Origin of the sequence: Chitinophaga sp. YIM B06452 (assembly GCF_039655965.1) — a bacterium.
Taxonomy (GTDB): domain Bacteria; phylum Bacteroidota; class Bacteroidia; order Chitinophagales; family Chitinophagaceae; genus Chitinophaga.
In genome coordinates, this window is record NZ_JAWLKY010000001.1 from 783,888 (window position 1) to 808,656 (window position 24,769).

Below are 24,769 nucleotides of genomic sequence, written 5' to 3' on the forward strand. Positions count from 1 at the left end.
ATGTTATTCGAAGTAATATTTTTAGATCTTGCCGGCATTTTTCTGAATGCTCCTGATGGCTTCCGCGATGCCTTCCATGTCTTTCCTGGAGCCCAGCAGTATGTTCTGCGTCATCCATACGGCGTCGTTGCAGAGGGCTGCGTTCTTCGGACAATCATTGCGCTGTTTGTATGTTTCGAAGTTCAGTTCCTTCTGCGAATAAAAACTTTTGTACACGCGGGAGCTGAAGGCTTCGCGCATGAATTCCTGCGTATGCATCACTTTGTAACCGCCGGAGCAGGGCACGCCTTCTTTGCGCAGCGCTTCCATAAACTTCGCGCGGTTCATGCCTTTGAAGCCTGCCGGATCGTAGCGGAAAGAGTAAAGATGGTATGCGCCGCGGGTTACTTTGTCGTACAGTTTGATGGGCTTTATGCCTTCAACGTCTTTCAGCATGGAGCTGAGGTAAGCAGCATTTTCGTGGCGGGTGTTGGTTTGGGCTTCCAGGCGTTTCAGCTGGGCAAGACCGATAGCCGCCGCATATTCCGTAAGCCTGATCTTGGATGCCCTCATAAAGCTGTCGCCCGCAATGGCGCCGGTGGAGGTGCCGTAGGCGTAGCCGAGGTTGTGCGCGGCAAAACAATCGTCGATGTATTTATCGTCGTTGGATACGATGGCGCCGCCTTCGCCGATGGGCAGGTTCTTGGAGTTCTGGAAGCTGAAGCAGCCTGCTTTGCCGATGGAACCTACAGTTTTATGGTCGTACACGGCCAGGTGCGCCTGGCAGGCGTCTTCTATCACGACCAGGTTATGTTTCGCCGCGATGGCCATAATGCGGTCCATATCCGCGGGCAGGCCGAGGATGTGCACTACCAGGATGGCTTTGGTGCGTTTGGTGATCTTGCTTTCAATTTTGGCCGGGTCTACCTGGTAGGTGGCCGGGTCTATGTCTGCAAACACAGGCATGGCGTTGTTTGCCAGGATGGCCTGTACGGAAGCAATGAAGGTATACGGGGTGGTGATCACTTCGTCGCCCGCGCCGATGTTCAGCCGGTTGATGGCAGTAATGAGTGCATTGGTGCCGTTCACTACCGTAAGGCATCTTTTGGTGCCGATGGCGGCAGCCCACTTGCTTTCAAACTCGTCTACCAGTTTTGCGCGGGACCATACGCCGCTCCGGATGCTTTCGATGAGTGTCTGTTCGTCTTCTGACTGGATCCACATCGGCCATTTCACCCAGCTGGCGGCATTAAAGAGCGGCTGGCCGCCAAGGATGGCGGGGGTACGGGAAGCGGCGGTTGCGGCGAATGAGCTGTTTACAAGTCCGGAGCCTAATAAATAACCGGCGGCTCCGAGGGAGCTTTGGCGGAGGAACTTCCTTCTTGAAGTATGACCCATTGAATGATGTTTATACGTTGATAATGTTATAGACAAACTAATATTGACCAGTGATACCCGTCTCCCGTCATTGCGAGGAGCTGCAGCGCTCAAGCGGGAGGGGCGACGAAGCAATCTCCTTCCTGAAATGGGGAATGCTTCAATACTACGAGGAGATTGCTTCGTCGCGGCTCCTGCACAAGTCCTCCGCTGCTCCTCGCAATGACGGACTTCTTTCAAATGTTTTTTGGTTGATCGGTAACGTACCCGAAAATAATCATTATTTCGAATGGCAGGTAATTTTTGTTCAACTTTTTTTTGAAGTCATGGAAAATTACCCGGTTGTTATGCTGAATATCCCGGGGCAGCTCATCCGGGCAATAAAGGATGCTTCGTTTGCCTGATATAACAGCCATAACAGCCACTGTATAGAGTTTTAATAATTAACATCGTCCCCGCCGGGCAGCCGTATTCCCTTCCTGTTTTTCTCCCGGACGGTATTTTCAAATTCCATCAGACATAAATGTGTACGTTACCGGAAAACACCTGAAAAAGTATCCCCGTTCTTCATATTTTTCTTCATCCTGCTATAGAATATCCAAAATAAAATGCAATATTGTGTACGTTACCGGAACCTGTAATACAATCATCCGGGCTATTTTATCAATCAGGTTTAAATATGCTACCTACTATGCGGAATGTCCTAAAACTATGTACGGGCCTGCTTTTGCCAGTGGCTTTATTCACTTCCGGCGGCTGCGGGAAACAACCGAAGTATCCCGGCCCGCTTTCGCCAGACGAAGCACTGAAAAGCCTTCATATCACCGACGGGCTGAAAGTTGAGCTGTTCGCGGCAGAACCGCTGGTAACTGACCCGGTATCCATGGAATTTGACGAAGACGGGAATTGCTACGTGGTAGTGATGTCCGACTATCCTGACAAACCCGCTCCCGGCACGGAAAAGGGCCACATCCGCGTATTGCGCGATACAAATGGCGACGGCAGGGCCGATACATCTATCGTGTTTGCAGGCAAACTTTCCGAAGGCACCAGCATCCTTCCCTGGAAAGGCGGGCTGCTCGTTACCGCCGCTCCCGAGATACTCTACATGAAAGATACCACCGGCGATTTCGTGGCCGATACGCGCGAAGTATTGTTCAGCGGCTTCTTCAAAGACAATCCTGAAACACAGATCACGAATCTCCGCTTCGGCGTGGACAACTGGATATATGCCAACAACCGCGGGCAGGACGGCAATGTTACTTTCCGCGATAAGCCCGACGCCAAACCGCTTTCCGTAAAAGGCGCAGACTTCCGGTTCCGGCTGGACCGCGGGCTGTTTGAACTGGAAACCGGTCCCGGCCAGTTTGGCCAGGCGATAGACGATTACCGCAACCGTTTCGTGACCGAGAATTCCATTCACATCCAGCAGATCATACTGCCCTGGCGGTATACGCACCGGCATGCCTACCTGCCTTCCGCGCGCGCCATCCGCAATATTTCCGATCATGACCCCATCATGTTCCAGGAATCTGCCACGCCTTACTGGCGGGCTGAAAGAACGAAAAGAAGGAATGCCGAGTTCCAGGAGAAAAAACTGAAACGCGTGGAATATGAAAGAGAACATTTCACCGGCGCTTCAGGCGGCACTTTTTATAACGGCGATGCTTTGCCGCGGAAATTCTACGGCAACATCTTCACCGGCGAAGTAGCCGGCAACCTCGTGCACCGCGACATACTGGTAGCCTCGGCAGACAGCGTGCATTTCACCGCCAAACGCCCGGCAGGGGAAGAGAAGCAGGAATTCATCTCTTCGAAGGATACCTGGTTCCGCCCCGTAAACTTCACCACCGGCCCGGATGGTTATTTATATGTGCTGGATTATTACCGCCAGCATATCGAAACACCCGTTTCCATCCCCGACGACCTGAAAGCAGATATGGATTTTTATGAAGGATCGGACAAAGGCCGCATCTACCGCGTAATGCCGGCGGAAGGCGCTTACAAAGGCGCAGCGCCCAAGCTTAGCAAGGCTTCTTCAGACAGCCTGGTGCAGCTTTTCGCCCATCCCAATCAATGGTATGCGCAGCAGGCCCACCGCCTGCTCGTGGAGCGGCAGGACAGGTCCGTGATCCCCGCGCTGAAACAAATGCTCGGCAACACCGATCCCCGCGCGCGCCTGCATGCCCTCTACACCCTCGAAGCACTGGATGCACTGGATGTTCCCATCGTTAAAAAAGCGCTGGCAGACAGCTCAGTGAATGTGCAGGAACACGCCGCCATGCTCGCCGAAAATTACCCGGCCTGCCTGCCCGAATTGCTGGCACTGGTGAAGAACAGTCCCGCCAAACTCGCCATGCAGGCTACATTGAGCCTGGGCCAGTTCAGCAACGGCCAGGTGACCGATGCATTTGTACAGGTGCTGGAGCGTTTTGGCGACAACAAATACATACAGATGGCCGTGCTCAGTTCAGAAGCTGGTTCCTCGCCCGCCATGCTGGCCGCGCTGTTCAAAAGCAATATTGCCTGGGACACTACCAGGCTCAGCAATGGTTTCATACATGACCTTTCCTACGTTATCGGCGCCAGGCACAACGCTGCGCAGCTGGCCCAATACACCGGCCTGCTGGAGCATGAGAGCATGAAAACCGGCAGCAGGCAGGCCTTTGCAGCCAAAGGCCTGCTGGGAGGAATGGAAAAATCGGAAGGCAGCTCGGCGGCGCAGAAAACCGCGCTGAAAGCTTTCAGGCCGAAGCTAAAAAATGTAAACGGCCAAACCCTTGCAGAATTGAAGAACCTGGTGACCACCATAAAATAAATGAACATGAATACGCGCAGAGATTTTATCAGGAACGCCTTTGGCCTCGGCGGCGTGTTGCTGGGCAGCGCCCTTTTCATCAACAGCTGCGGCAATGGCAAAAAGCCCGCGAAAGACGGCGGCGGCAACAAGCAGCCTGCTTCCTGCAGCGACCTGTCTGGCGTTAGCGCTGAGGAAAAAGAAAAGCGGCAGAAACTGGGCTATGTAGAAGAAACACCTATTGCGGACAGCAAATGCGGTAACTGCAAATTGTACCTGCCTCCCGGGGAAAACGAGCACTGTGGCAGCTGCTCGCTGTTCAAAGGCCCTGTGGAGGAAAACGGGTATTGCACCTATTATGCCCCGCTCTCATAGACGGAAACGATTGCGGTTTTATCAAAAACAAGCAGCAGCAGGCTGCCCCCGTAACTACCGGCGGGCGCCTGCTTTTTTATTCGAAGAGATGGGAAAGATATTCCTGCAAAACCACGGCCTGGTTATGCTTTTCATCTTTCGCCGAATAAATGAGCGTGATCCTCTTCTTGTTCTTATGCATGTTGACGAAGCTGCCAACTGCCGGGTTATTTTTTAATTCCGCTTTATACTTCCGCTGAAACTCCGCCCACAGCGCCGGATCGTGCCCGAACCATTTCCGCAGTTCATTGGAAGGCGCCAGGTCTTTGGCCCATTCATCCACCGCCGCATCTTCCTTCTTCAAGCCCCGCGGCCAGAGCCGGTCTACCAGCACCCTGTATCCATCCTCTTCCTGGTGCGGCCCGTACGCCCGCTTAATGTGTATCACCGGTCTCATGATATGAAAGTTAACGAAAAAACCCCGGAAGAACGAGGTCTCCCGGGGTTGATATAACTGGTCTATGAAGAAACCTATCTGTTAGGTATCTCGTCCAGCGTAAGCTGGCGTACCATATCGGTCATGCCTTCACCGTCCGTGATGCTCCAAACCAGGCCCTGCGCAGCGCCTATGGCTTCAAGGTATGCATCCTCATCCTGGTACTCATTCCTTCTTAACTTTTTGTTCCTCAGCAAGCCGATCAACTCCCGCATCAACTCACTGCTCGAAACCGGGCCCAGCTTATATGTCAGGCCAGATGAACTGGGGTGTTTGGAGGCATTGATGCAATAAGCAGCAAGGCCCACGCGGGTCAGCTTCCTCGCTTTCAACACTACCTGCGTTTCCTGGATCAACAGGCCATGCTGGTCTGCCGCCGCGTTGGTGGCAAGGATGACAAGGCCGGCGGGGAGTGTAATAGTCGTGTCTTTTGTTTTGCTGTTGAACAGGCCTGCGCATACCGTTACGAGGTAGCCGCTGCCTACTTTGTAAGTGGTATCGCAATAAGCGCCATAGATAGTACCGCTAAGGGTAATGCCGGCGGGCAGTACATATTGCTCTCCCTCGGGAGTACCGGTATTCTCGCCCATGCCGGGTATCTTACTGGGCTGTTCTGTAGGTTTATTATCGCCTGAACCGCTTTTTTTACAGGCGTTGAAAGTGAGGGCTACACACACGAAAGCCGTCAATAACATAAAAGAATGCCGCATTTTCATTTTCTGATGTTTATTTAGTCAGGATGTTTTGGGTTACATGGTCTCTGCAGTTCCAAAGATAATGCCTGATCGCATGTGCGGGCGATTTCAGGGGAAGATGTTATGAAAAATACTGGTTTTCCGGGATGCAGATTTCCGGGTTTATCATGAATCCCGGCCGGAAGTCTCCCGCTAAAAGGTCCATCCCGGTCCCCTATTCCACTATTTTCAGGGGTAGAAATTTTTTATCTATTTTTAGCTCCGCCAAAGCTTGCATTAGATTGTCTGACAGTTTCTTACATACAGAGAACAATATTTTCCAACTGGTTGCTGACGGCGATCATGACGCCTTTACCCGGCTGGTGGATCAATATTGGAATAACCTGTATGGGCAGGCTATGGCTTACCTGAAAGATTCCCATAAGGCCCAGGACGTGGTACAGGAAGTATTCCTGGCAATCTGGAAGAACCGGGACTCCCTCCCGGGCATAGAGCGGCCGGAACATTATTTGTACACGATGGCCAAGAACAGGATACTCAGTGAATTCAGGAAAAAGTTATTGAGCCCGATCCCGGACCATATCGAGCAGCTGCAGCCGGCATCCGGTTCCCCTGCCGATGAGCAGCTGGCTGCCAAGCAGCTGCGGGAGCTGGTGCAGGCGGTGGTAGACCAGATGCCGCCGCAACGCCGGGTGATTTTTGAGCTGAGCCGGCAGGAAGGGCTTAAATACGAGGAGATCGCGGCACGGCTGGGTATCTCCCGGGAAACGGTGAAAGGCCATATGGTAAAGGCCCTGGCCCAAGTGCGAACCTTTTTACGGCATGCGCTGCGGATGCTGTTCCAAATATTTTTTTAAACAGACCGACCCTCTTTTGACGCTGTTGCGTCTTTATACTATATGCACACCGACGAATTCAAGGATCTATTGGAAAAATACCTGGACGACAGGATCACGCCGGAAGAACGCCGGCGGCTGACGACTGCGCTGGAAGACCCGGCGTGTGTGCAGTTACTGGATGAAACGATCTGCGAAGAGCTGGCGGCCCGGGCCTATGAAGGCGAGCCGGATGAAGGGATCAGGCAACTGATCCAGCAGCGTCTTGACCAGGAAGTGAGGCCGGTTCATACCATCAGGCCCCGGAGATACCGGTGGGCCGCGGCTGCCGCGATACTCGCTATCATGGCCGGGGCATATTTATGGTCGCAGCGGCCGGTCAAACACCAGGCGGAACCAACACTCATCGCCGATGCAGCGCCCGGTTCCAACAAAGCCGTGCTGACCTTATCGGATGGAACCAAAGTGCCCCTTGACAGCACCGGCAACCAGGTGATCCAACAGGGTTCGACGGCTATCCATCAGCAGGGCGGCCAGCTAAAGTATGATGCACAGGGTACAACTGCTTCTGTTCAGTATAATGTGCTTACCACCCCAAGAGGCGGCCAGTTCCGGATCACGCTCCCTGACGGCACACAGGTGTGGCTGAATGCGGCTTCCACGCTGCGTTACCCGACCGCCTTTACGGGGCCGGAAAGGCTCGTGGAGGTTGCCGGGGAAGCTTATTTTGAAGTAACAGGGAATGCTTCGCAGCCATTCAAGGTGAAAATGAAAGACGTTGAGGTGGAAGTGCTGGGAACAAGCTTTAATGTAAATGCCTATGCAGATGAACCAACGATACAAACCACTTTACTGAAAGGATCGGTTAAGTTATCTGCCAATAATAACCACATACTGCTTAAACCAGGCCAGCAGGCAACTTTAGCAGCCAACAAGGGGTTCAACGTCAATGAGGTGGATCCTAATGACGCCATTGCCTGGAAAAATGGCTATTTCCTCTTTAAAAATGAAAGCATTGAGAGCGTTATGAGAACTATTGCCCGCTGGTACGACGTGGAGGTCAGCTACGTAGGCGATGTGAAAAAACAACGTCTTGGCGGAACGGTGTCCCGTTACGAAAAGCTGGAAGATCTGTTAAATACAATCGAATTAACCAAAACTTTAAAATTTAAAATTGAGGGGAGGAGGGTAATAATTATGCCGTAAAGATCTTTACGCTGCATGGCTATTACCTGGCCAGTACCCGGATATGGCGCCGTATCCGGCTAAGGCCGCAGGCGGCCCTGTCATGGAATGATTCATTTAACTCGCCAATCAGTTTATCAAACCTAACATTTATTTGTGCGGTATTTCTAATGCATACATGTGCAGGAGGGAGTCCTGTGCTCTTTAAACAATTCCTTAGTTATGAGACTTACCATCATTCTGCTGCTTGCAACAGTTTTGCAGGCTAGAGCGGTAACATACGCTCAATCCATTCACCTGAAGGTCAAAAACGCATCCCTCGAAGAAATATTTACCCAATTAAGGCAGCAAAGCGGCTATAACTTTTTATATAATCCCAGCACGCTGGAGGATACAAAGAAAGTTTCCATAGCCGTCACCAACGCATCGCTGAAAGCAGTGCTGGATCAATGTTTCAAAGACCAGCCTGTTACATACGTGATCACGCAAAACAATGTGGTCATCAGCCGCAGAGCCCCGGACCCTGCTACACCGGCCATTCCTAAAGCGGACATTAAGATAACCGGCCAGGTAAATGACAGCAAAGGCTCACCCGTTCCCGGCACATCGGTAACTGTCAAAGGCAGCAACACCGGCGCCATCGCAGACGGCGATGGCAGGTATAGTATTTCGGTACCTGATAGATCCGCGGTGCTGGTCTTCCGCTCCGTTGGCTTTATCAGCCAGGAAGTAACGGTAAATGATCAAACGGTGATCAATGTGGCTTTGGCTGAAAAGCCATCTGCTTTGAACGAGGTGATCGTGGTGGGATATGGCTCACAAAAGAAAGCGGATGTGACCGGTTCTATTGCTTCTATCAACGAAGAAGCCCTAAAAAGCGTACCGGCCAGCAACCTGGTAAGCGCACTGCAAAGCCAGGCACCGGGCCTTGATATACAAAAGGCCGGCGGCAACAGCCATCCGGGCGCCACGCCATCCATCTCTATCAGGGGACAGCGTTCTTTCGGCGCGTCCAACGATGTGCTGTATGTTGTGGACGGCATACCCTACAATGGCAATTACATCAACGACCTCAACCAGGACGATGTAGTGGCTGTACAAATATTAAAAGACGCATCCGCCACCGCTATTTATGGTTCACGGGGCGCAAACGGCGTAATACTCATCAGTACCAAACGGGGCAAAACAGGCGCGCCTGTAGTCACTTACAGCGGTTATGCCGGCGTGGTAAGCGCGCTTGGCCACTATGACGTGATGGACACCAAGGCTTACGAGACCTACAAAAAATGGGGCAACTATAACGCCAACAACCCGAACGTGATCGGCGCGCCTCATCCTTACAGCGGGATAGACGATCCGAAATTCTATACAGACGGTATCACTTTCCTGCCCAATGAGTTGGCTGGTATACAAAACGGGACGGCTACCGACTGGCAGGACCTGATCTTTAAGAACGGCTTTAAGACCAATCACCAGGTAGGCGTATCCAGTGGCACGCAAACCACGAAATACGCGGTGTCCGCTGGTTATTATGATGAAACCGGTTTGTTCCCGGGTCAGTCATTCAAGCGTTATACCGTCAAAGTAAGTATCGACCAGCAGCTGGGCAAGATGTTCAGGGTCGGGATCAGCTCGCTGAATACCGTCAGCAAGATCAATGGGGAAAGCATCAACCCTGTGACCCAGGCCCTCACTTCCAGCCCCCTTACCGTTCCCTACGACGACAAGGGCAACCTTATCCCGTTCCCGGGCGGCGGCTCTTTAACCTATAACCCCCTGGCCAACCTCGCGGAGGGCGCGGTTGTGCAGAAACGTTCCAGGTACAACACCTTTACAACGGCTTATGCTGAAGCTCAGCTTACCCCGCATCTTAAATACCGTTTTAACGGGGGCGTGGAAATTACCCCGGAAACCTACGGCGACTTTTATGGCAGCGCCACCTATCAGAACCTGGGCGGCCCTTCCACTGCCAGGAACACCAACTATGATTATTACGACTATACCCTGGAAAATATGCTGGTATATGAAAACACATTCGCCCGGCATCATCATTTAACGGCTACCGGCCTGTTCAGCTACCAGGAAGATTATAAAGCCTCTACTTCATTCAGCTACAACAACATCCTGGCAGATTACATTCAATACTTCAACCCGGCATTGGGCTCCAATCTCAATGGTTCGGGCAGTTACTCGAAGTTCAACATCGTTTCATTCATGGGCCGTATCAATTACGACTACAAAAGCAAATACCTGTTAACCCTCACCATGAGATCCGACGGTTCCTCTACGCTGGCGCCGGGAAATAAATACCATCTCTTTCCATCCGCAGCTGTTGGCTGGAATATCACGCAGGAGGATTTCATGAAAAACGTTCCTGTAATTTCAAACCTGAAACTGCGCGCGGGTTATGGCTCCGTGGGGAACGCTGCTGTAAACCCCTACCAAACGCTTGGCGGGATGGCGGCAATCAATTACAACTACGGTTCAAAGAATGTTACCGGCACTTATCCCAATAACGTTCCCAACCCGGCGCTGGGCTGGGAATATACCGCCACGCTGAACCTTGCCCTGGACTTCAGCCTGTGGAACGACCGCATTACCGGTTCCGTTGATGTTTACCAGCAGCGCACCAACGATCTTATACTTCCACAAAACCTGCCTATTACAACAGGTTACACCTCACAGTTCCTCGCCAACGTGGGTAAAACAGAAAACAAAGGCCTGGAGATCAATATCGGCTCTACTAATATCAAGGCTTCCGGCCGGAATGATTTTGGCTGGACCACCAATTTCAACATCACCTTCAACCGCAATAAAATTACCGCGCTGCAAAACGGCGTAACGAAAGACATTGGCAACAACCGGTTTGTCGGGGAGCCTATTAATGCACTGTATAACTATGTAAGACTGGGCATCTGGCAAAATACTTCATCGGATTCCGCCCTGGCCCGGAAGCTTAACCTGACCTTGGTAGGACCGGGCTCCGTGATCGGTACCATCAAAGTGGCAGACCTGAATGGTGACAACGTGATCAACTCAAACGACCGTACAGTTGTCGGTTCGCGCCAGCCAAAGTTCTTCGGCGGGTTTACCAACCGCTTTAGTTATCGTGGCGTTGACCTGACAGTTGTGGCTAGCTACCGCGTAGGCGGCACACAGATCGCTTATTGGCTTCAACCCGGCAGCAATGTAAACGCGTTGAACGGGAAAATGAATAACCTGGATGTCAATTACTGGACGCCTTTTAATCACGAAAACACCTATCCTAAACCCAATTTCAACGTAGGTGTACCCACCTATGGCGATCTTCTTGGCTATTATGACGCCACTTACCTTAAAATAAGGACCATCAACCTGGGTTACACGCTGCCGACTGGCATGGCCCGCAAGATCGGCATGCAGTCTCTCCGGGTTTACACCAGTGTCAATGACGCCTTCATCTTTTTCTCTCCGTTGCACGACCGGTTCCGGGGTATAGATCCCGAGTCCGCAGGTACCCTGGGTGTAGATACCCCGCCGAATAAATCGATACTGTTTGGTTTAAATGTTACATTCTAATTTTTATCATCATGAGATCTAGCATATATACAGCTGTTGCACTGGCGGCGATCACTTTTTTAAGTTCCGCCTGTAACAAACAATTAATAGAAGAACCGCATTCAGGGCTTACTCCACAATATTTTAACACCGCGCAGGGTTTTCAGTCCGGGCTGGATGCAGCATATGCCGGCAACCGGAACATATGGGGAACCGAAAGTTTTATGACCATGACCGTGCCCGGCACCGACGAGTTCAAATCCGGCGGCGGCGGCAACAATGATTTTAATATCTATTCAAGCAGCTTCGACGCCAACAGCGGCTGGGTATCGGGCGTATGGAATGCGTGCTACACCTTCATCAATACCTGCAACGGCATTATCGACAACGGGCCCGTTGTTACCGGCCTTGATGCTGCCACTGTTGCGCAAAAAGTTGCCGAGGCTAAATTCCTGCGGGCAAATTTCTATTTTTTATTGGTCCGCTTCTGGGGCCCTGTTACACTGAACACCCATTTTATCACAGAACCCAGCACCAGCGCCTCCAGGGCGCCCATCAGCGATGTTTACAACTTCATTATCCAGGATTTGAAAGATGCGATTGCCTCGTTACCGCCAAGTCCTGTGCAAAACGGCGTATTGCCCGGCAAGGCCACCGCGGCGGCGGCATCGCACCTGCTGGCAAAAGTATACCTCACCAGGGCATACTCTTCGGCCAAACAAGCTGATGATTTCCAGAATGCCTACACCACCGCGAAAGGCCTCATTGATAACAGCGGCGGCTTAGGCCTGGGGCTATTACCGGATTTTGCATCGGTATATGCTGAAGGCAATGAAGGAAGCAAGGAGATACTGTGGAGTGTACAGCATACCAGCAACCTTACTTATAACAACAACAGCAACGAACTGAATTTTCACTATGTAATGGGTTATGAAAACTTCCCGGGCCTGGTTCGCTCCATGACCTATGGCCGCCCGTTTGCGCGCGTGGAATTGACCCGCTGGATGAGCGACACCTGTTTTGCCGATAAAACAAACGACACCCGTTATTACAAAACATTCCAGTCGGTATGGTTGTCTAACTCTGCCGAGAAAATTCCCAAGGTAAATGGCGTTCCAAAATATGCGCTCGGCGATACGGCTATTTTTATGCCGGGGTACGACGTCAGCAATGCCGAGATCAACGCTATACGTTACCTGCTCGTGCCGCCACGGAATTATACCCTGCAGTTATTTCCCACCATGCTGAAATACCAGGATACCAAAAGAGCGAGTAATAACGATCCGTCGGTAAGGCCGGTGATTGTTTACCGCCTGGCTGAAACCTACCTGCTGGCTGCGGAGGCGGCTTTTAATCTTGGCGATAAAGCCAGTGCGGCTACCTATATCAATGCTGTACGCACGCGGGCAGCATTCCCAACCGGGAACGCCGCGGCCATGAATATTACATCAGACCAGGTTACGCTGGACTTTATCCTGGACGAGCGGGCACGCGAGCTGGCCGGCGAACAAACCCGCTGGCTGGACCTGGTAAGGACCAATAAGCTGCTGGAACGGGTAAGATTACACAACCCGGACGCAGGGGTAAATATTAAGGACAAACATATACTGAGACCCATTCCTCAAAGCCAGATAGACAGGACCATAACCGGCGAAAAATACCCGCAAAACACCGGTTACTGATCAAATGCTACATCAAAGCAAAGTCCGCGGATCATTTTAAAGGTCCGCGGATTTTTTTATCATTATGCCGAATTCTCTAACTATGAAACTGAACGTTCTTATTTGCCTGGCTTTCCTGGCACTCACGCCGTTGTATGCAGGCGGTCAACAGGCAGCTCACCTTTGCCGGCCGTCGGCGGACCTTTCGCTCTTTCTAAGCTCCGGCAAAACCATCCGCTGGCAAATGCAGCAAGCCGCCAAAGCCGGTGATGGCCGTGACATATCATCGGTTAATTACGACAGCAAAACATGGCTTCCCGCACAGGTGCCCGGCACCGTATTAACCAACCTGGCAGCCAATAAAATTTACCCCGATCCTTATTATGGCGACAACAACCGCAAGAAGCGAAACCTCATACCGGACATCGCCGAGGCTGGGCGCGAGTTTTACCACTATTGGTTCAGAACTGATTTTCGTATTCCTGCCGCGTATAAAGGAAAACGCATCTGGCTGAAGTTCAATGGCATCAATTACCGTTGCGCCATCTGGTTAAATGGCGCCAGGCTGGGCGAAATGGCAGGCATGTTCAACGATCAGTCTTTCGACATTACAGGCCTGGCCAATTTGAATGGTAAAAATGTGCTGGCGGTAGACGTGCAGCCGGTGGACTTTCCCGGCGCATACGATAAGGTTGGCGCAAAGCGGACCGGCGCCGTTGGCGAAAATCACAACGGCGGCGACGGCGAGATCGGCAAAAACGTGAGCATGCTGATGAGCGTGGGTTGGGACTTTACCTCACCTGACGGCATCCGCGACCGCAATACCGGCATCTGGCGGGACGTTGAGCTTTTTGCCACAGGCGATGTGATCCTGGAGCATCCATTTGTAAAGACCATCCTGCCGCTGCCCGACACAACATCGGCTACGGCAGCCGTTTCCGTGGAAGTTATGAATGCGTCAGCTCAGCCAAAGCAGGGTATCATTACGGGCAGCATCGCCCAATCGGGCATTAAGTTTTCAGCGCCTTTTTCATTAGCCCCCCATGAAAGAAAGACACTGGAATTTAAAACGCTGGACCTGCAGCGTCCTAAGTTATGGTGGCCGGTAAATAAGGGAGAGCCTCATCTCTATGCTCTTGACCTGCGAGTTGTTGTACAGCAGAAAGAGAGTCACCACCTGCGTACGCAATTCGGTGTGCGTACGATCGCCACAGACAGGAATACGCCCGATAAATCGCGCCGCTTCCTGGTGAACGGCCAGCCTGTGTTTATCCGCGGCACGAACTGGGTGCCCGAGGCTATGCTGCGCAACAGCGAACTGCGCACCTATGCTGAGCTGCGCTACACGCGCCAGGCCGGCATCAACCTGCTGCGGCTCTGGGCAGGCGGCATTGCCGAATCCGACTATTTCTACGAGTTATGCGACCGCTTCGGCTTGCTGGTCTGGAACGAGTTTTGGGTAACCGGGGATACCCGGATGCCGGCAGACTCTGCATTGTACCTCAAAAACCTGGAAAGCACGGTCAAAAGAATACGCAACCATGCATCGGTAGCCTATTACGTTGGCGCCAATGAATCAAAGGAAATGCGGGGCACAGGTAAGCTCATCCTTTCCCTGGACAGCACGCATGGCTACCAGGAACAGTCTGAATGTTGCGGTATCCACGATGGCAGCCCTTACAAATATGAAAACCCCATGCAGTATTTTGAAAATACCGCATCGAAACGCGGCAGCCGGGTGGATGGTTTTAACCCGGAATACGGGGTACCCTGCACACCGGTCTACGAATCGTTAAAGCGCATGATGCCTGAAAATGACCTGTGGCCCATCAATGATTCTGTGTGGACCTACCTTGATGGTAACGGCTTTCACCAGGTGAACACCAAATACCGGCAGGCAGTAAATGAGTTCGGTGAATCTTCTTCCATACAGGAATATGCAAAAAAAGCCCAGCTGGTAGGCGCATTGAATTACAGGGCCATATGGGAGGTCTGGAACTATAATAAATTCGGTTATGGCGACCGCTGGGCTTCCGGCTTCCTGTTCTGGTACCACAACAGCCCGCTTCCGCAAACCGCTTCCCGCCTATACGACTGGTACCTGGAACCGACTGCCGCCCTTTATTATTCGCAGAATGGCCTGGCCCCGCTTCACCCGCAGTTTGATTACCTGAAGAATTCGGTTTCGGTTTACAATGATTACCGCCAATCATTTACCGGTTATACCGTAGAAGCCACAGTTTACAACCTGGAGGCGCAACCCGTATGGAAAAAAACAACCAGCATCAACATCCCTGCAGATGGCGTGGTGAATGATGCCATCAAGATCGATTTCCCGGAGAATATCACCCAGGTGCATTTTATCAAGTTAATACTGAAAGACGAACAGGGTCGGTTGATCAACGATGCATTTTACTGGCGTTCGAAAGATAGTTACAAAGGTGCATGGACCATGACGGGCCCAGCTGTATCGGGGTTTGCAGACATCAATCAACTAAAAAAAGCAAACCTAAACATATTGGCTAAAAAAGAGGTCAGGGGAAAAAAGATGTTTGTCAAAGTAACCGTTGCCAACCCTTCAGATGCGCTCTCTTTCTTCACCCGGTTAAGGCTGGAGCGTCCCGGCGGGCGCAGTGTAATGCCGGTTTTTTATTCAGACAATTTCTTTTCATTGTTACCCGGTGAGAAAAAATATGTTGATATTGAAATCCCGGAAGGAATTGACCAGCAAAACCTGACACTGGTCACAGAAGCGTTTAATTCGAAAGAGGTAAGGACTGCATTGTAAATTCCCGGCGCTGAATTAAACTAATAAACCCTTCAGATCACGTGGTCTGAAGGGTTTACTTTTCCGTAAGGCCGCCAAAATTATTGGAGTATTTAGTAAATTGGCTTCTAAAGCGTATAGCCTGTAGCAACAAATGGTAATCGACCATAAAAAAATTGACCTGTTTGGAAAATCATTCATCCAAAAGGTGGTATTAAAACCGCCTTTCGAATATACTTTCCCTGTTTCGGAACAGGCTTGCTTTTTATACATGCTGGCAGGCGAAATGCAATACCAGTTTGACGATGATCATATAAATATCCCCGCCAATTATTCACTATTCCTAAACTGCATCAACTCAGGAAAGCAAATACACAACTCAAATTCAAACAGTAATGGAGAAATTGTAATACTTACTTTCCACCCGGATATATTAAAGAAAGTATATGCAAGAGAACTTCCACCGTTGCTTCAACGGCCACGGAATACAATATCCAACCTGTCAGGTGAAAAAATAAACAATGACTTCCTGATACAAAAATATATTGAAGGCCTCCTGTTTTATTTTGAAAACCCATCATTGGTAAATGACGATATTTTGATCTTAAAGTTGAAAGAGATCATTCTTTTACTATCGCAAACACGTAATGCCGAAGCCATACAGGTGATATTATCACAACTTTTTTCACCGGCTACCTATACATTCAAACAAATAATAGAAGCGCACCTGTTTTCACAGGTTAGTATCGAAGAGCTGGCACGTAAGACCAATTTAAGCGTCTCCTCGTTTAAAAGGGAATTTACAAGATTGTACAACGACTCTCCCGCCAATTATATTAAAACCAAAAGGCTTGAAAAAGCTGCCGGACTGCTTTTAGCTTCTGATAACCGCGTCACGGATATTGCCTTTGATTGTGGATTTAACGATTTGGCAAATTTCACCAGGAGTTTTCATGATAAATACAATGTAACCCCAACCAATTACCGTTTAAAAGCCAGACAATAACAGCTTCGTCGTCCCATACGTTGAGTGCTTCGTTGACCCAAATTGCCAAAAAAATGGGCTAATTGACAAAATCCGCCCTCTTTCCGCCCGGTAATTTTGTGCTGTCAATTTTGACAGAATAATCTAAACCAAAAAATATGGGACTATCGAACCTGGGAATTTTTCATACGGCCATCGGCATTGTTGCCATTATCGCCGCATTGGTAGCATTTGTACGATATGGCAAAATTGACTTAAGCCAACTCTCCGGTAAAATTTATTTTTATTGTACGCTGGTCACTTCAGCAACTGCATTGGGAATATCCAGGCATGGCGGTTTTAACCCGGGACATGTTTTTTCCCTGCTTATCATTATCCTGGTAACAGCAGCCTATTTTCTTCATTCCCGGAGAAAAGGAAATATCAATGCCCGTTATTTTGAAAATTTCTTCCTGTCGTTTAGCTTTTTCCTGTCTATGCTTCCAACGGTCAATGAGACATTTACCCGTATCCCGGCCGGGCATCCGTTGGCGAAGGATATAAGCGATCCTGTGATAGGAAATACACTCCTGGTTATTTTGATACTATTCGTGGCAGGTTCTGTTTATCAATTCAGGAAACAAAGAAAGATCAATAAACTGGCTGCCGGGCAATAAGGAAGGACTGGCATAACAATTTAAACTTATTTCAGTTGCGTTCTGCCTATGCCGGATTATGGATCGCCCTGTCTGTTGTTACTCCCTCTGAAGTATTTCCCGCATCATTGGTTATAAACAGAAAGCCCTGCAATTGATCAATTGCAGGGCTTTAATTTTTTTCCGTCGGGATGGCAAGATTCGAACTTGCGACCTCCTGGTCCCAAACCAGGCGCGATGACCGGACTACGCTACATCCCGAGCCTTCAAACATTTATAGTTAAATTAACTACGTTAGTTCAGCGGTGAGGGAGGGATTCGAACCCTCGGTACAGTTTGACCCGTACGCCGGTTTAGCAAACCGGTCCTTTCGGCCTCTCAGGCACCTCACCGTTCCCCTTGCGGGGCTGCAAAAATAGGAATTATTTGGAATTTTCCAAAAGCAGTTAAAAAGAAACGGTAAATTTAAAATACAAAAACCCGCTATATGCCAGACGCTTCCACCATCCTCGCTTTCATTACCGCGGCCCTCATCCTGCTCATCATTCCCGGGCCCGCAGTGCTGTATATCATCACCCGCAGCACCGAGCAGGGAACCAAAGCCGGCCTCATCTCTGTATGCGGCATACAGGCCGGTACGCTGGTGCACGCCATTGCAGCTTCCCTCGGCGTTTCCGCCATCCTGATGGCCTCTGCCATGGCCTTTGCCCTGCTGAAATACGCAGGCGCGGCTTATCTCATTTACCTGGGCTGCAAAAAGATCTTCGGCCCCAAAACCGCCGCCAAGGAGAACCACAAGCCAGTACAACAAAGCATGCCGGCTATTTTCTGGCAGGGCATGGTGGTAAATGTGCTCAACCCGAAATGCGCCCTGTTCTTCTTCGCCTTCCTGCCGCAATTCATTAAACCCGCACAGGGCAACGTAACCGGGCAGGTGCTGTTCTTCGGCCTGCTGTTTACCATGCTGGCATTCATGACAGACGGATTCTACGCCCTGGCCGCAGGCCGCCTCGGCAAATACCTGAGATCAAACACTTACTACCTGAAGCTGGAAGCTTATATCTCCGGCATGATCTACATCTTCCTCGGCGTGCTCACGTTCATGATGCAACCGGCTTCTTCTTCGAAAAAGTGATCTTTCATAAAAAAGGTCCGGCGCTGCTGCCGGACCTTTTAATTTCTTCTCAATATCTCACTTCAACGGCTCCAGCAGCACCTGCTTCAGCCTGAACAGCTCTTTCCCGTCTTCCGCCGGTCTCACCCGTAGCCTCCATTCACCCGGCGCGGGCACGGTGATCACGGCCACGGCCTGGTCTATAAACAGCAGTGGTTTGTGCACATCATGCCTGCCGGTAAACAATACCTGGAAAGGATAAGATTGCATCGGTTTCCCGGCGGGGCCAAGCTCCAGCAGCCCTTCCCTGCGCTCACTGGCCGCGTCTGCGGCGTATTGCAGCACTACTTTATAATCGCCGGGCTCGGTGAAGCGCAGTTTATAACTGATACTGTCTGCCATGGTCTGCTGGTTCACGATGCACATGGCATGTTTCCAATCGCCGAAATAATAGCTGTGCGTGAGCGATTTCGTTTGAGCGTTCCCGTTAAGCTTCGCGCCTTGCGCCGGCAGTGAAAGCTGTTCGTACTGCATGCTGGCGATTACCGGTGTATTGGCCTGCTCCTGCAAGCTGCCACTGTATTCCAGCACCACTACGGTGTTTCGCTCATCAGGCAGCGCCATGGGGATATCTATCATCACATCTGCCCCCTGCTGGCGCACTGCGAGCGGCTTTTTTCCGGCAAGCAGGTATGCTTTTGAAGCTTTGGCGGTGAAATCAGGCACCAGCAGCTTGCCGTTGCGCGGGCGGTGAAACACGTGCAGGTACAGCTTTCCCGGCTTGCTCGTCATTACGCCCCAGGGCTGCGGCGCAATGGGGGAATAACCTGTGCCGTAAATGGCTTCGCCGTTTTGTTTCAGCCAGCTGCCGGTGGCACGGAAATATTTTTCAGACAGCGCAGGCAGTTTGCCATTACCCATCGGCCCGATGTTCATCATCAGGTTGCCGCCTTTGGAGGCTACTTCCGCCAGCAAGCGGATGATCTCCTGCGGCGTTTTGAAGTTCTGGTCGAAAGCGGAATACCCCCAGCTGTCGTTGTGCGTGAAAATCGCCTCCCAGGCGCCTTTAACGACGCCGGCCGGCACTTCCCCGTCCCCGAAATCCTTAAAATCGCCCAAACCATTGCCCACACGGCTGCTCACCAGGCAATTGGGCTGCAGCTGGTGTACCTTTTCGAGGAAAGCAGCGGATTCTTCTTTATTCATATTCCCCGGCGTATCGAACCAGATAAGGCCCAGCTCCCCGTAATTGCTGAGCAGCTCGGTGATCTGCGGCAGCGACTTCCCGCGGTAATAGGCTGCATATTCTTTTCCCTTAGGGTCAAAATCCCAGTCATTACCGCCGCCATTAGGCTCATGCCAATCCTGGAACTGGGAATAATAAAATCCCAGCCTGATGCCTTCTTTTTTGCAGGCGGCCGCCAGGGCTTTGATGGGATCTTTTTTATAGGGTGTGGCGTCCACGATATTAAAATCCGAAACCTTGGAATCCCACATGGCAAAGCCATCGTGGTGCTTGGCCGTGAGCACGATGTATTTCACGCCTGAAGCCTTCGCGATGCGCACCCATTCTTCTGCATCAAATTCAGCAGGATTGAAACCAGCAGCCAGCCGGGCATATTCTGCGGCGGGCGTCTTGTCGCGGTTCATGATCCATTCTGTAATACCGTAATAACGTTTGCCGCGGATGTCGCCGGCAAAATGGGAATAAGGCCCCCAATGAAGGAACAGGCCAAATTTGGCTTCGGTGAACCACCGGGTCTTTTCCCCCTTCCCCGCTTCGGCATGCTGCCCCCAAAGCTGGTCTGGCTGCTGCGCAAAAGAGGGAGTGGACAACAAGCCGGCAGCTGCGACAACTGCTTTAAAACAAACATGGAATTTCATAACCCCGGAATTTTATACAAGGATAAGAAAGCCCTGGGGAAGGAATTAACAGTTAATTGATGGTTATTGATATTATTTGCGCCTTCAGCGCAACGCCCGGGTATAGAACGGGCGAAAAGAGAAAGTAAGCATGGAAGCCGTTGGTGCCGGCACAGGTTGTACGGGAACCTGCACCGGCCGCCATGGAATTGGGGTCACAACGGTGGACAGGCCGGTGGACTGCCAGTTGCGAAATTCTTTTAATTTCATTCGGGATACCTTCGTATCGCTTCCGGCAAGACCGATTAAATCCGACTCAAAGGTCTGATATTCATAAGTTTTATGAAAGCGTAGTACTACCTGAAATCATTGGTAGAAGTACGCATTTCCCCGCATGCGGGCATGTAACAGCCATTACAGGGCGCTGGTTTTCAAATCCATATATTTTTACGCCAACTCAGCGGTCCATAAAAAAAGCCGCCCAGGAAAGTACTGAGCGGCCTTTTCAGTGAAATATGCAATGTATTACCAGATCACGACCCTCTGCGTGGCGGGCAATACCATTTTGCTGTCTTCAGCGCATTGCCATGCGTCTTTGAATTCAGTGAGATGCGGCAGCGGGCCGTTGATGCGGTAGCGGGCCGGGCTGTGCGGGTCTGTCTGTATCTGGTTGCGCAATGCGGCGTCGGTGGTATTGGCGTGCCATACCTGCGCCCAGCCGAGGAAGAAACGCTGTTTCCAGTTGAAACCATCTATCTGCGCGGGTTCCGGCTTGCCTTCCAGGCTTTTTTGCAGGGCGTAATAGGCAAGCGTCAGGCCGCCCAGGTCCGCGATGTTCTCGCCGATGGTGAGCGCACCGTTGATTTTGAAGCCAGGCAAAGGTTCCAGGCTGCCGAAATAATCGATATATTTTTTGGCAAGGGCATCGAAGTTCTTGCGGTCGTCTTCCGTCCACCAGTTCTGCAGGTTGCCGTCCGCGTCGAATTGCGAACCCTGGTCGTCGAAGCCGTGGGTGAATTCGTGGCCGATCACGGCAATGATGCCGCCGTAGTTGATCGCATCGTCTGCATCGGCGTTGAAGAACGGCGGCTGGAGGATGCCCGCGGGGAACACCACTTCGTTGTTGAGCGGGTTGTAGTAAGCGTTTACGGTCTGCGGCGTCATCAGCCATTCTGATTTATCCACGGCTTTGCCCACTTTTTTATTGCGCTCTTCGTTGCGGTAACGGGCCGCGCTGATGATGTTCTCCACCAGCTCATCCCTTTTGATCACGATGCTGGAATAATCTTTCCATGTATCGGGGTAACCGATCTTATAGGTGAAGGCTTTGAGTTTTTTATGCGCCATCTGTTTGGTGGCCGGGCTCATCCAGGCGAGCTTATCGATCCTCTCGCCATACACGGTGCGCACGTTCTCGATCATCTCAGACACCTTTTGTTTGCTGGCTTCGGGGAAATATTTCTTCGCGAAAAGCTTGCCCAGCGGCATGCCCAGGATGCCGTCCGTAGAGCGGATAGCCCTGTCTGCCCGCGGGCGCTGCGCTTTGCGGCCGGTCATAACGGTGGCGAAGAAGCGGAAATTCTCGTCGTCGAAACGTTTGGGCAGGTAACCTGCAAACGTGGAAAGCAGCTGAAATTTGGTGTATGTTTTCAGCGTGCTGATGGGTGTTGCTTTCAGCAGTTTGGCGCCGTTGGTAACGTAGGGCTTGTCCTGGAGCACAACAGTGTCTGTATATAAACCCTGCTGGGCGGTAAATTCCTTCCAGTCAAATTCGGGCGCCAGCTCCAGCAGCTGCGCGAAACCTATTTTGTTGTAGGTTTTCACGGGGTCGCGGAGCTCTACGTTGGTCAGTTGAAGCTTGGCAACGGCTGTTTCGAAGTCCAGGATGGTCTTCCCGGGATGCTGTTCTTTGAAACCGGCCAGGCTGAACATTTTATTGACGTGGCCTTCAAATTCCCTGCGGACATTTTTGGTGCTCTCGTCGTCTCTTTCATAATAGCTCCTTTCTCCCAGGCTCAGCCCATCCTGCCCGCCATACACGGCGTTCACCTTGCTGTCTTTCGCATCGGCTTCCACTGCAAAACCGGCCCAGGTGCTTACGCCGATGATCTGCAGCTCGCCGCAAACGCGCGCCCAGTCTGCCAGGGTCTTGATGCCGTCAATTTTTTCGATGTAATGGCGGAGCGGAGTGATCCCTCTTTTTTCGATGGTAACGGTATCGAGGAAGGAGGCGTAATAGTCGGCAATCTGCTGCTCTTCCGTGCCTTTTGCGAGGCCCTGGCGTTTGGCGATCTCGCTGATGATGCTTCTCAGGCGCACTTCCTTATTTTCCTTATCCAGGATATTGAATGCTCCCCAGCGGCTCTCGGTGCCTGGTATGGGATTGGCCTTCTTCCAGTTTTCGTTGGCAAAACCGTCAAAATCAGCGCAGGGCTGGATGTTGCGGTCCAAAGAAGAAACCTCGAATGCCGGCACCTTTTGGGATTGGGCGCTGGCGCCTGCTGAGCATATGGCGGCCAGCATGCCTGCCGCCATCCATTTGCCGGCGGTTTGGAGTTTATGCATATAAGATCAGGTTTAGACGGATAAATTTATTGAAGATTTGGCACTTACGGCCACCCGTTTGTTATAAATGGTAAATTCGTAGGTTTGCAGGGATTAAAATTCATAGGGCTTATGTCGTTCTTATTCGGGTTGTTCCGTTTCCTCACCTGGGGAAACATCATAGTGGCGGGATTTTTCCTGTTGTTTGTAGTGATGGCGCTGCTGGTGGCGCCTTCGCCGCTGGAAGTGATTACCTCCATGTTTTTCCTCGGTTCGGTATTGTATCATAATATTTTATGCACACAATTACAGCGGACGCTCAGCAACCCGGAAGTACCGCTTCCGCCCAGCCTTCCGCGCGTCATTCTTATCACCGGTATTATTGCATTTATCTACGCTATACTTGTCGCCATTCAAATGATCGGCCTCGGCAGGCTGTCTGATGAAGAAATGATCAGGTTGATGAAAGTGAACAACGCACAAAATACGCAAGGAATTACAGTGGAAGAGCTTGCAAGCGCAGTGCGTAAAGCGGTATTGGTACTTGGAAGCATCCATGCCCTTGCGATCGCGGTCAATTGCGAGCTGAGCCGCATTTTCTTTAACCGCTGGAGAAAAGACCAGGAGCCTGCAGAAGAAGATTCATTCTTTGATATCAACAACCCGGATAATCCATAACACACCATGCGTGCACCACTGGCAGAACGATTAAGACCCGCGGTACTGGATGATCTTGTAGGGCAGGAGCATCTTACCGGCAGCGGCAGCATTCTCCGGAAAGCGATCCAGGCGGGCAAAGTGCCTTCCATGATCCTCTGGGGGCCGCCCGGCGTGGGCAAGACCACCATTGCCAACATTATTGCCAATACGCTGCAGGTGCCGTTCTACACGCTCAGCGCCATTTCTTCCGGCGTGAAAGACATCCGCGAGGTGATAGACCTTGCCCGGCATAAACATTCCGTGCTGTTCATAGACGAGATCCACCGTTTCAACAAAGGCCAGCAGGACGCCTTGCTGGGCGCGGTGGAAAAAGGCATCGTGACGCTGATAGGCGCTACGACGGAAAACCCTTCTTTCGAAGTAAATGCGGCCTTGCTCTCGCGCTGCCAGGTGTATGTGCTGAAAGCCCTGGGCGAACCCGAGCTGCAACAGCTGTTGCGGCAGGCCATGGCGAAAGATGAATGGCTGGCGGAAAAGACCATCGAGCTGGAAGAAACGGAAGCCCTGTTTAATATCGCCGGCGGCGATGCGCGCAAGCTGCTGAACCTGTTCGAGCTGGTGGTGGATACGTTGCAGGACGAACATCCTATTGTGCTGACGAACGAAAAGGTGATGGAGATAGCCCAGCAACGGGTAGCCATATACGACAAAGCAGGCGAGCAGCACTATGATATCATTTCCGCCTTCATCAAATCCATCCGCGGCAGCGACCCCAACGGCGCCGTGTATTGGCTGGCACGCATGCTGGCCGGGGGAGAAGATGTGAAATTCATCGCGCGGCGCATGGTAATACTCGCCAGCGAAGACATTGGCAACGCCAACCCGAATGCCCTGCTGCTGGCCACCAGCACGTTCACCGCGGTGAACCTGATCGGCCATCCCGAAGCGAGGATCATTCTCTCGCAATGCGCCACTTACCTCGCGTCCTCTCCCAAAAGCAACGCTTCCTACATGGCGATCGGCATGGCGCAGAACATGGTGGGGCAAACAGGCGACCTTTCCGTGCCGCTGCACATCCGCAATGCGCCGACTAAACTCATGAAGCAGCAGGGTTACGGGAAAGATTACAAATACTCCCACGACTTCGCGAATAACTTCGCGCCGCAGGAATACCTGCCGGAAGAAATTGCCGGCACCAAGTTCTACGAACCCGGCAAAAACGCGCGGGAAGACGAATTGCGGAAATACCTGAAGGCCCTGTGGAAAGAAAAGTACAACTACTGA

18 protein-coding genes and 2 tRNA genes are annotated in these 24,769 nt (G+C 51.4%); 13 read left to right on the forward strand and 7 right to left on the reverse strand.

Going from position 1 to position 24,769, the window contains the following annotated elements; translation table 11 throughout:
• Nucleotides 1-21: 21 nt before the first annotated feature.
• Nucleotides 22-1,377, reverse strand: coding sequence for a DegT/DnrJ/EryC1/StrS family aminotransferase (locus R3I13_RS02840; RefSeq protein ID WP_346316406.1), 1,356 nt, complete (start codon nucleotides 1,375-1,377; stop codon nucleotides 22-24).
• A 50-nt stretch (nucleotides 1,378-1,427) separates the two neighbouring features.
• Here R3I13_RS02840 and R3I13_RS02845 point away from each other — a divergent pair, with 50 nt between their 5' ends.
• From R3I13_RS02845 to R3I13_RS02855, 3 genes are all read left to right on the forward strand, one after another.
• Nucleotides 1,428-1,760, forward strand: coding sequence for a hypothetical protein (locus tag R3I13_RS02845; protein WP_346316407.1), 333 nt, complete (start codon nucleotides 1,428-1,430; stop codon nucleotides 1,758-1,760).
• Between the two features lie 287 nt (nucleotides 1,761-2,047).
• Nucleotides 2,048-4,174, forward strand: coding sequence for a PVC-type heme-binding CxxCH protein (locus tag R3I13_RS02850; RefSeq protein WP_346316408.1), 2,127 nt, complete (start codon nucleotides 2,048-2,050; stop codon nucleotides 4,172-4,174).
• 6 nt (nucleotides 4,175-4,180) lie between these two features.
• Nucleotides 4,181-4,528, forward strand: a complete 348-nt coding sequence (locus tag R3I13_RS02855) for a high-potential iron-sulfur protein (RefSeq protein WP_346316409.1) — start codon at nucleotides 4,181-4,183, stop codon at nucleotides 4,526-4,528.
• Nucleotides 4,529-4,604: 76 nt separating this feature from the next.
• Here R3I13_RS02855 and R3I13_RS02860 read toward each other — a convergent pair whose 3' ends face one another.
• Complete coding sequence (locus tag R3I13_RS02860) at nucleotides 4,605-4,964, reverse strand: DUF488 domain-containing protein (protein ID WP_346316410.1); 360 nt, start codon at nucleotides 4,962-4,964, stop codon at nucleotides 4,605-4,607.
• Nucleotides 4,965-5,038: 74 nt separating this feature from the next.
• Nucleotides 5,039-5,719, reverse strand: coding sequence for a hypothetical protein (locus tag R3I13_RS02865; RefSeq protein ID WP_346316411.1), 681 nt, complete (start codon nucleotides 5,717-5,719; stop codon nucleotides 5,039-5,041).
• Nucleotides 5,720-5,979: 260 nt separating this feature from the next.
• Here R3I13_RS02865 and R3I13_RS02870 point away from each other — a divergent pair, with 260 nt between their 5' ends.
• The 7 genes from R3I13_RS02870 to R3I13_RS02900 all read left to right on the forward strand — a co-directional run bounded on the left by R3I13_RS02870 (nucleotide 5,980) and on the right by R3I13_RS02900 (nucleotide 17,325).
• On the forward strand, nucleotides 5,980-6,555 hold the full coding sequence (locus R3I13_RS02870) for an RNA polymerase sigma-70 factor (protein WP_346316412.1): 576 nt from the start codon (nucleotides 5,980-5,982) through the stop codon (nucleotides 6,553-6,555).
• Between the two features lie 42 nt (nucleotides 6,556-6,597).
• Entirely contained in the window at nucleotides 6,598-7,740 is a 1,143-nt protein-coding gene (locus R3I13_RS02875; protein ID WP_346316413.1) for a FecR domain-containing protein, read from the forward strand.
• Nucleotides 7,741-7,941: 201 nt separating this feature from the next.
• Nucleotides 7,942-11,277 carry a TonB-dependent receptor gene (locus R3I13_RS02880; protein WP_346316414.1) on the forward strand — a complete coding sequence of 1,112 codons (3,336 nt, stop codon included), beginning with the start codon at nucleotides 7,942-7,944 and terminating at the stop codon, nucleotides 11,275-11,277.
• An 11-nt stretch (nucleotides 11,278-11,288) separates the two neighbouring features.
• Nucleotides 11,289-12,938, forward strand: a complete 1,650-nt coding sequence (locus R3I13_RS02885; RefSeq protein WP_346316415.1) for a RagB/SusD family nutrient uptake outer membrane protein — start codon at nucleotides 11,289-11,291, stop codon at nucleotides 12,936-12,938.
• Between the two features lie 82 nt (nucleotides 12,939-13,020).
• Nucleotides 13,021-15,705, forward strand: a complete 2,685-nt coding sequence (locus tag R3I13_RS02890) for a sugar-binding domain-containing protein (RefSeq protein WP_346316416.1) — start codon at nucleotides 13,021-13,023, stop codon at nucleotides 15,703-15,705.
• A 133-nt stretch (nucleotides 15,706-15,838) separates the two neighbouring features.
• Nucleotides 15,839-16,690: an AraC family transcriptional regulator gene (locus R3I13_RS02895; protein ID WP_346316417.1), complete on the forward strand. Its 852-nt coding sequence runs from the start codon at nucleotides 15,839-15,841 to the stop codon at nucleotides 16,688-16,690.
• 137 nt (nucleotides 16,691-16,827) lie between these two features.
• The gene (locus R3I13_RS02900; RefSeq protein WP_346316418.1) at nucleotides 16,828-17,325 is read left to right on the forward strand and encodes a hypothetical protein; all 498 of its coding nucleotides are present in this window, start codon (nucleotides 16,828-16,830) and stop codon (nucleotides 17,323-17,325) included.
• A gap of 165 nt (nucleotides 17,326-17,490) precedes the next feature.
• Here the strand turns inward: R3I13_RS02900 and R3I13_RS02905 are convergent.
• Both R3I13_RS02905 and R3I13_RS02910 read right to left on the reverse strand, forming a co-directional pair.
• A tRNA-Pro gene (locus R3I13_RS02905) sits at nucleotides 17,491-17,565 on the reverse strand.
• Between the two features lie 42 nt (nucleotides 17,566-17,607).
• Nucleotides 17,608-17,696: transfer RNA gene (locus R3I13_RS02910), tRNA-Ser, on the reverse strand.
• Nucleotides 17,697-17,791: 95 nt separating this feature from the next.
• Between R3I13_RS02910 and R3I13_RS02915 the strand changes: the two genes are divergently transcribed.
• A complete protein-coding gene (locus tag R3I13_RS02915) occupies nucleotides 17,792-18,439 on the forward strand; it encodes a LysE family translocator (RefSeq protein WP_346316419.1) in 648 nt (215 codons plus the stop codon).
• Nucleotides 18,440-18,496: 57 nt separating this feature from the next.
• Here R3I13_RS02915 and R3I13_RS02920 read toward each other — a convergent pair whose 3' ends face one another.
• Nucleotides 18,497-20,302 (reverse strand): alpha-L-fucosidase, encoded by a 1,806-nt coding sequence (locus R3I13_RS02920; RefSeq protein ID WP_346316420.1) that lies wholly within the window; start codon nucleotides 20,300-20,302, stop codon nucleotides 18,497-18,499.
• Nucleotides 20,303-20,806: 504 nt separating this feature from the next.
• A complete protein-coding gene (locus tag R3I13_RS02925; RefSeq protein ID WP_346316421.1) occupies nucleotides 20,807-22,846 on the reverse strand; it encodes a M13 family metallopeptidase in 2,040 nt (679 codons plus the stop codon).
• Nucleotides 22,847-22,957: 111 nt separating this feature from the next.
• On the opposite strand from R3I13_RS02925, the gene R3I13_RS02930 reads away from it, so the two are divergent.
• Nucleotides 22,958-23,503, forward strand: a complete 546-nt coding sequence (locus tag R3I13_RS02930; RefSeq protein ID WP_346316422.1) for a hypothetical protein — start codon at nucleotides 22,958-22,960, stop codon at nucleotides 23,501-23,503.
• A gap of 6 nt (nucleotides 23,504-23,509) precedes the next feature.
• Nucleotides 23,510-24,769 (forward strand): replication-associated recombination protein A, encoded by a 1,260-nt coding sequence (locus tag R3I13_RS02935; RefSeq protein WP_346316423.1) that lies wholly within the window; start codon nucleotides 23,510-23,512, stop codon nucleotides 24,767-24,769.

Bases quoted from the DNA above. Each gene is read 5' to 3' on its own strand.
- R3I13_RS02840 (WP_346316406.1), bottom strand. From the start codon at position 1,377: ATGGGTCATACTTCAAGAAGGAAGTTCCTCCGCCAAAGCTCCCTCGGA.
- R3I13_RS02850 (WP_346316408.1), top strand. From the start codon at position 2,048: ATGCGGAATGTCCTAAAACTATGTACGGGCCTGCTTTTGCCAGTGGCT.
- R3I13_RS02855 (WP_346316409.1), top strand. From the start codon at position 4,181: ATGAATACGCGCAGAGATTTTATCAGGAACGCCTTTGGCCTCGGCGGC.
- R3I13_RS02860 (WP_346316410.1), bottom strand. From the start codon at position 4,964: ATGAGACCGGTGATACACATTAAGCGGGCGTACGGGCCGCACCAGGAA.
- R3I13_RS02865 (WP_346316411.1), bottom strand. From the start codon at position 5,719: ATGAAAATGCGGCATTCTTTTATGTTATTGACGGCTTTCGTGTGTGTA.
- R3I13_RS02875 (WP_346316413.1), top strand. From the start codon at position 6,598: ATGCACACCGACGAATTCAAGGATCTATTGGAAAAATACCTGGACGAC.
- R3I13_RS02880 (WP_346316414.1), top strand. From the start codon at position 7,942: ATGAGACTTACCATCATTCTGCTGCTTGCAACAGTTTTGCAGGCTAGA.
- R3I13_RS02885 (WP_346316415.1), top strand. From the start codon at position 11,289: ATGAGATCTAGCATATATACAGCTGTTGCACTGGCGGCGATCACTTTT.
- R3I13_RS02890 (WP_346316416.1), top strand. From the start codon at position 13,021: ATGAAACTGAACGTTCTTATTTGCCTGGCTTTCCTGGCACTCACGCCG.
- R3I13_RS02895 (WP_346316417.1), top strand. From the start codon at position 15,839: ATGGTAATCGACCATAAAAAAATTGACCTGTTTGGAAAATCATTCATC.
- R3I13_RS02900 (WP_346316418.1), top strand. From the start codon at position 16,828: ATGGGACTATCGAACCTGGGAATTTTTCATACGGCCATCGGCATTGTT.
- R3I13_RS02915 (WP_346316419.1), top strand. From the start codon at position 17,792: ATGCCAGACGCTTCCACCATCCTCGCTTTCATTACCGCGGCCCTCATC.
- R3I13_RS02920 (WP_346316420.1), bottom strand. From the start codon at position 20,302: ATGAAATTCCATGTTTGTTTTAAAGCAGTTGTCGCAGCTGCCGGCTTG.
- R3I13_RS02925 (WP_346316421.1), bottom strand. From the start codon at position 22,846: ATGCATAAACTCCAAACCGCCGGCAAATGGATGGCGGCAGGCATGCTG.
- R3I13_RS02930 (WP_346316422.1), top strand. From the start codon at position 22,958: ATGTCGTTCTTATTCGGGTTGTTCCGTTTCCTCACCTGGGGAAACATC.
- R3I13_RS02935 (WP_346316423.1), top strand. From the start codon at position 23,510: ATGCGTGCACCACTGGCAGAACGATTAAGACCCGCGGTACTGGATGAT.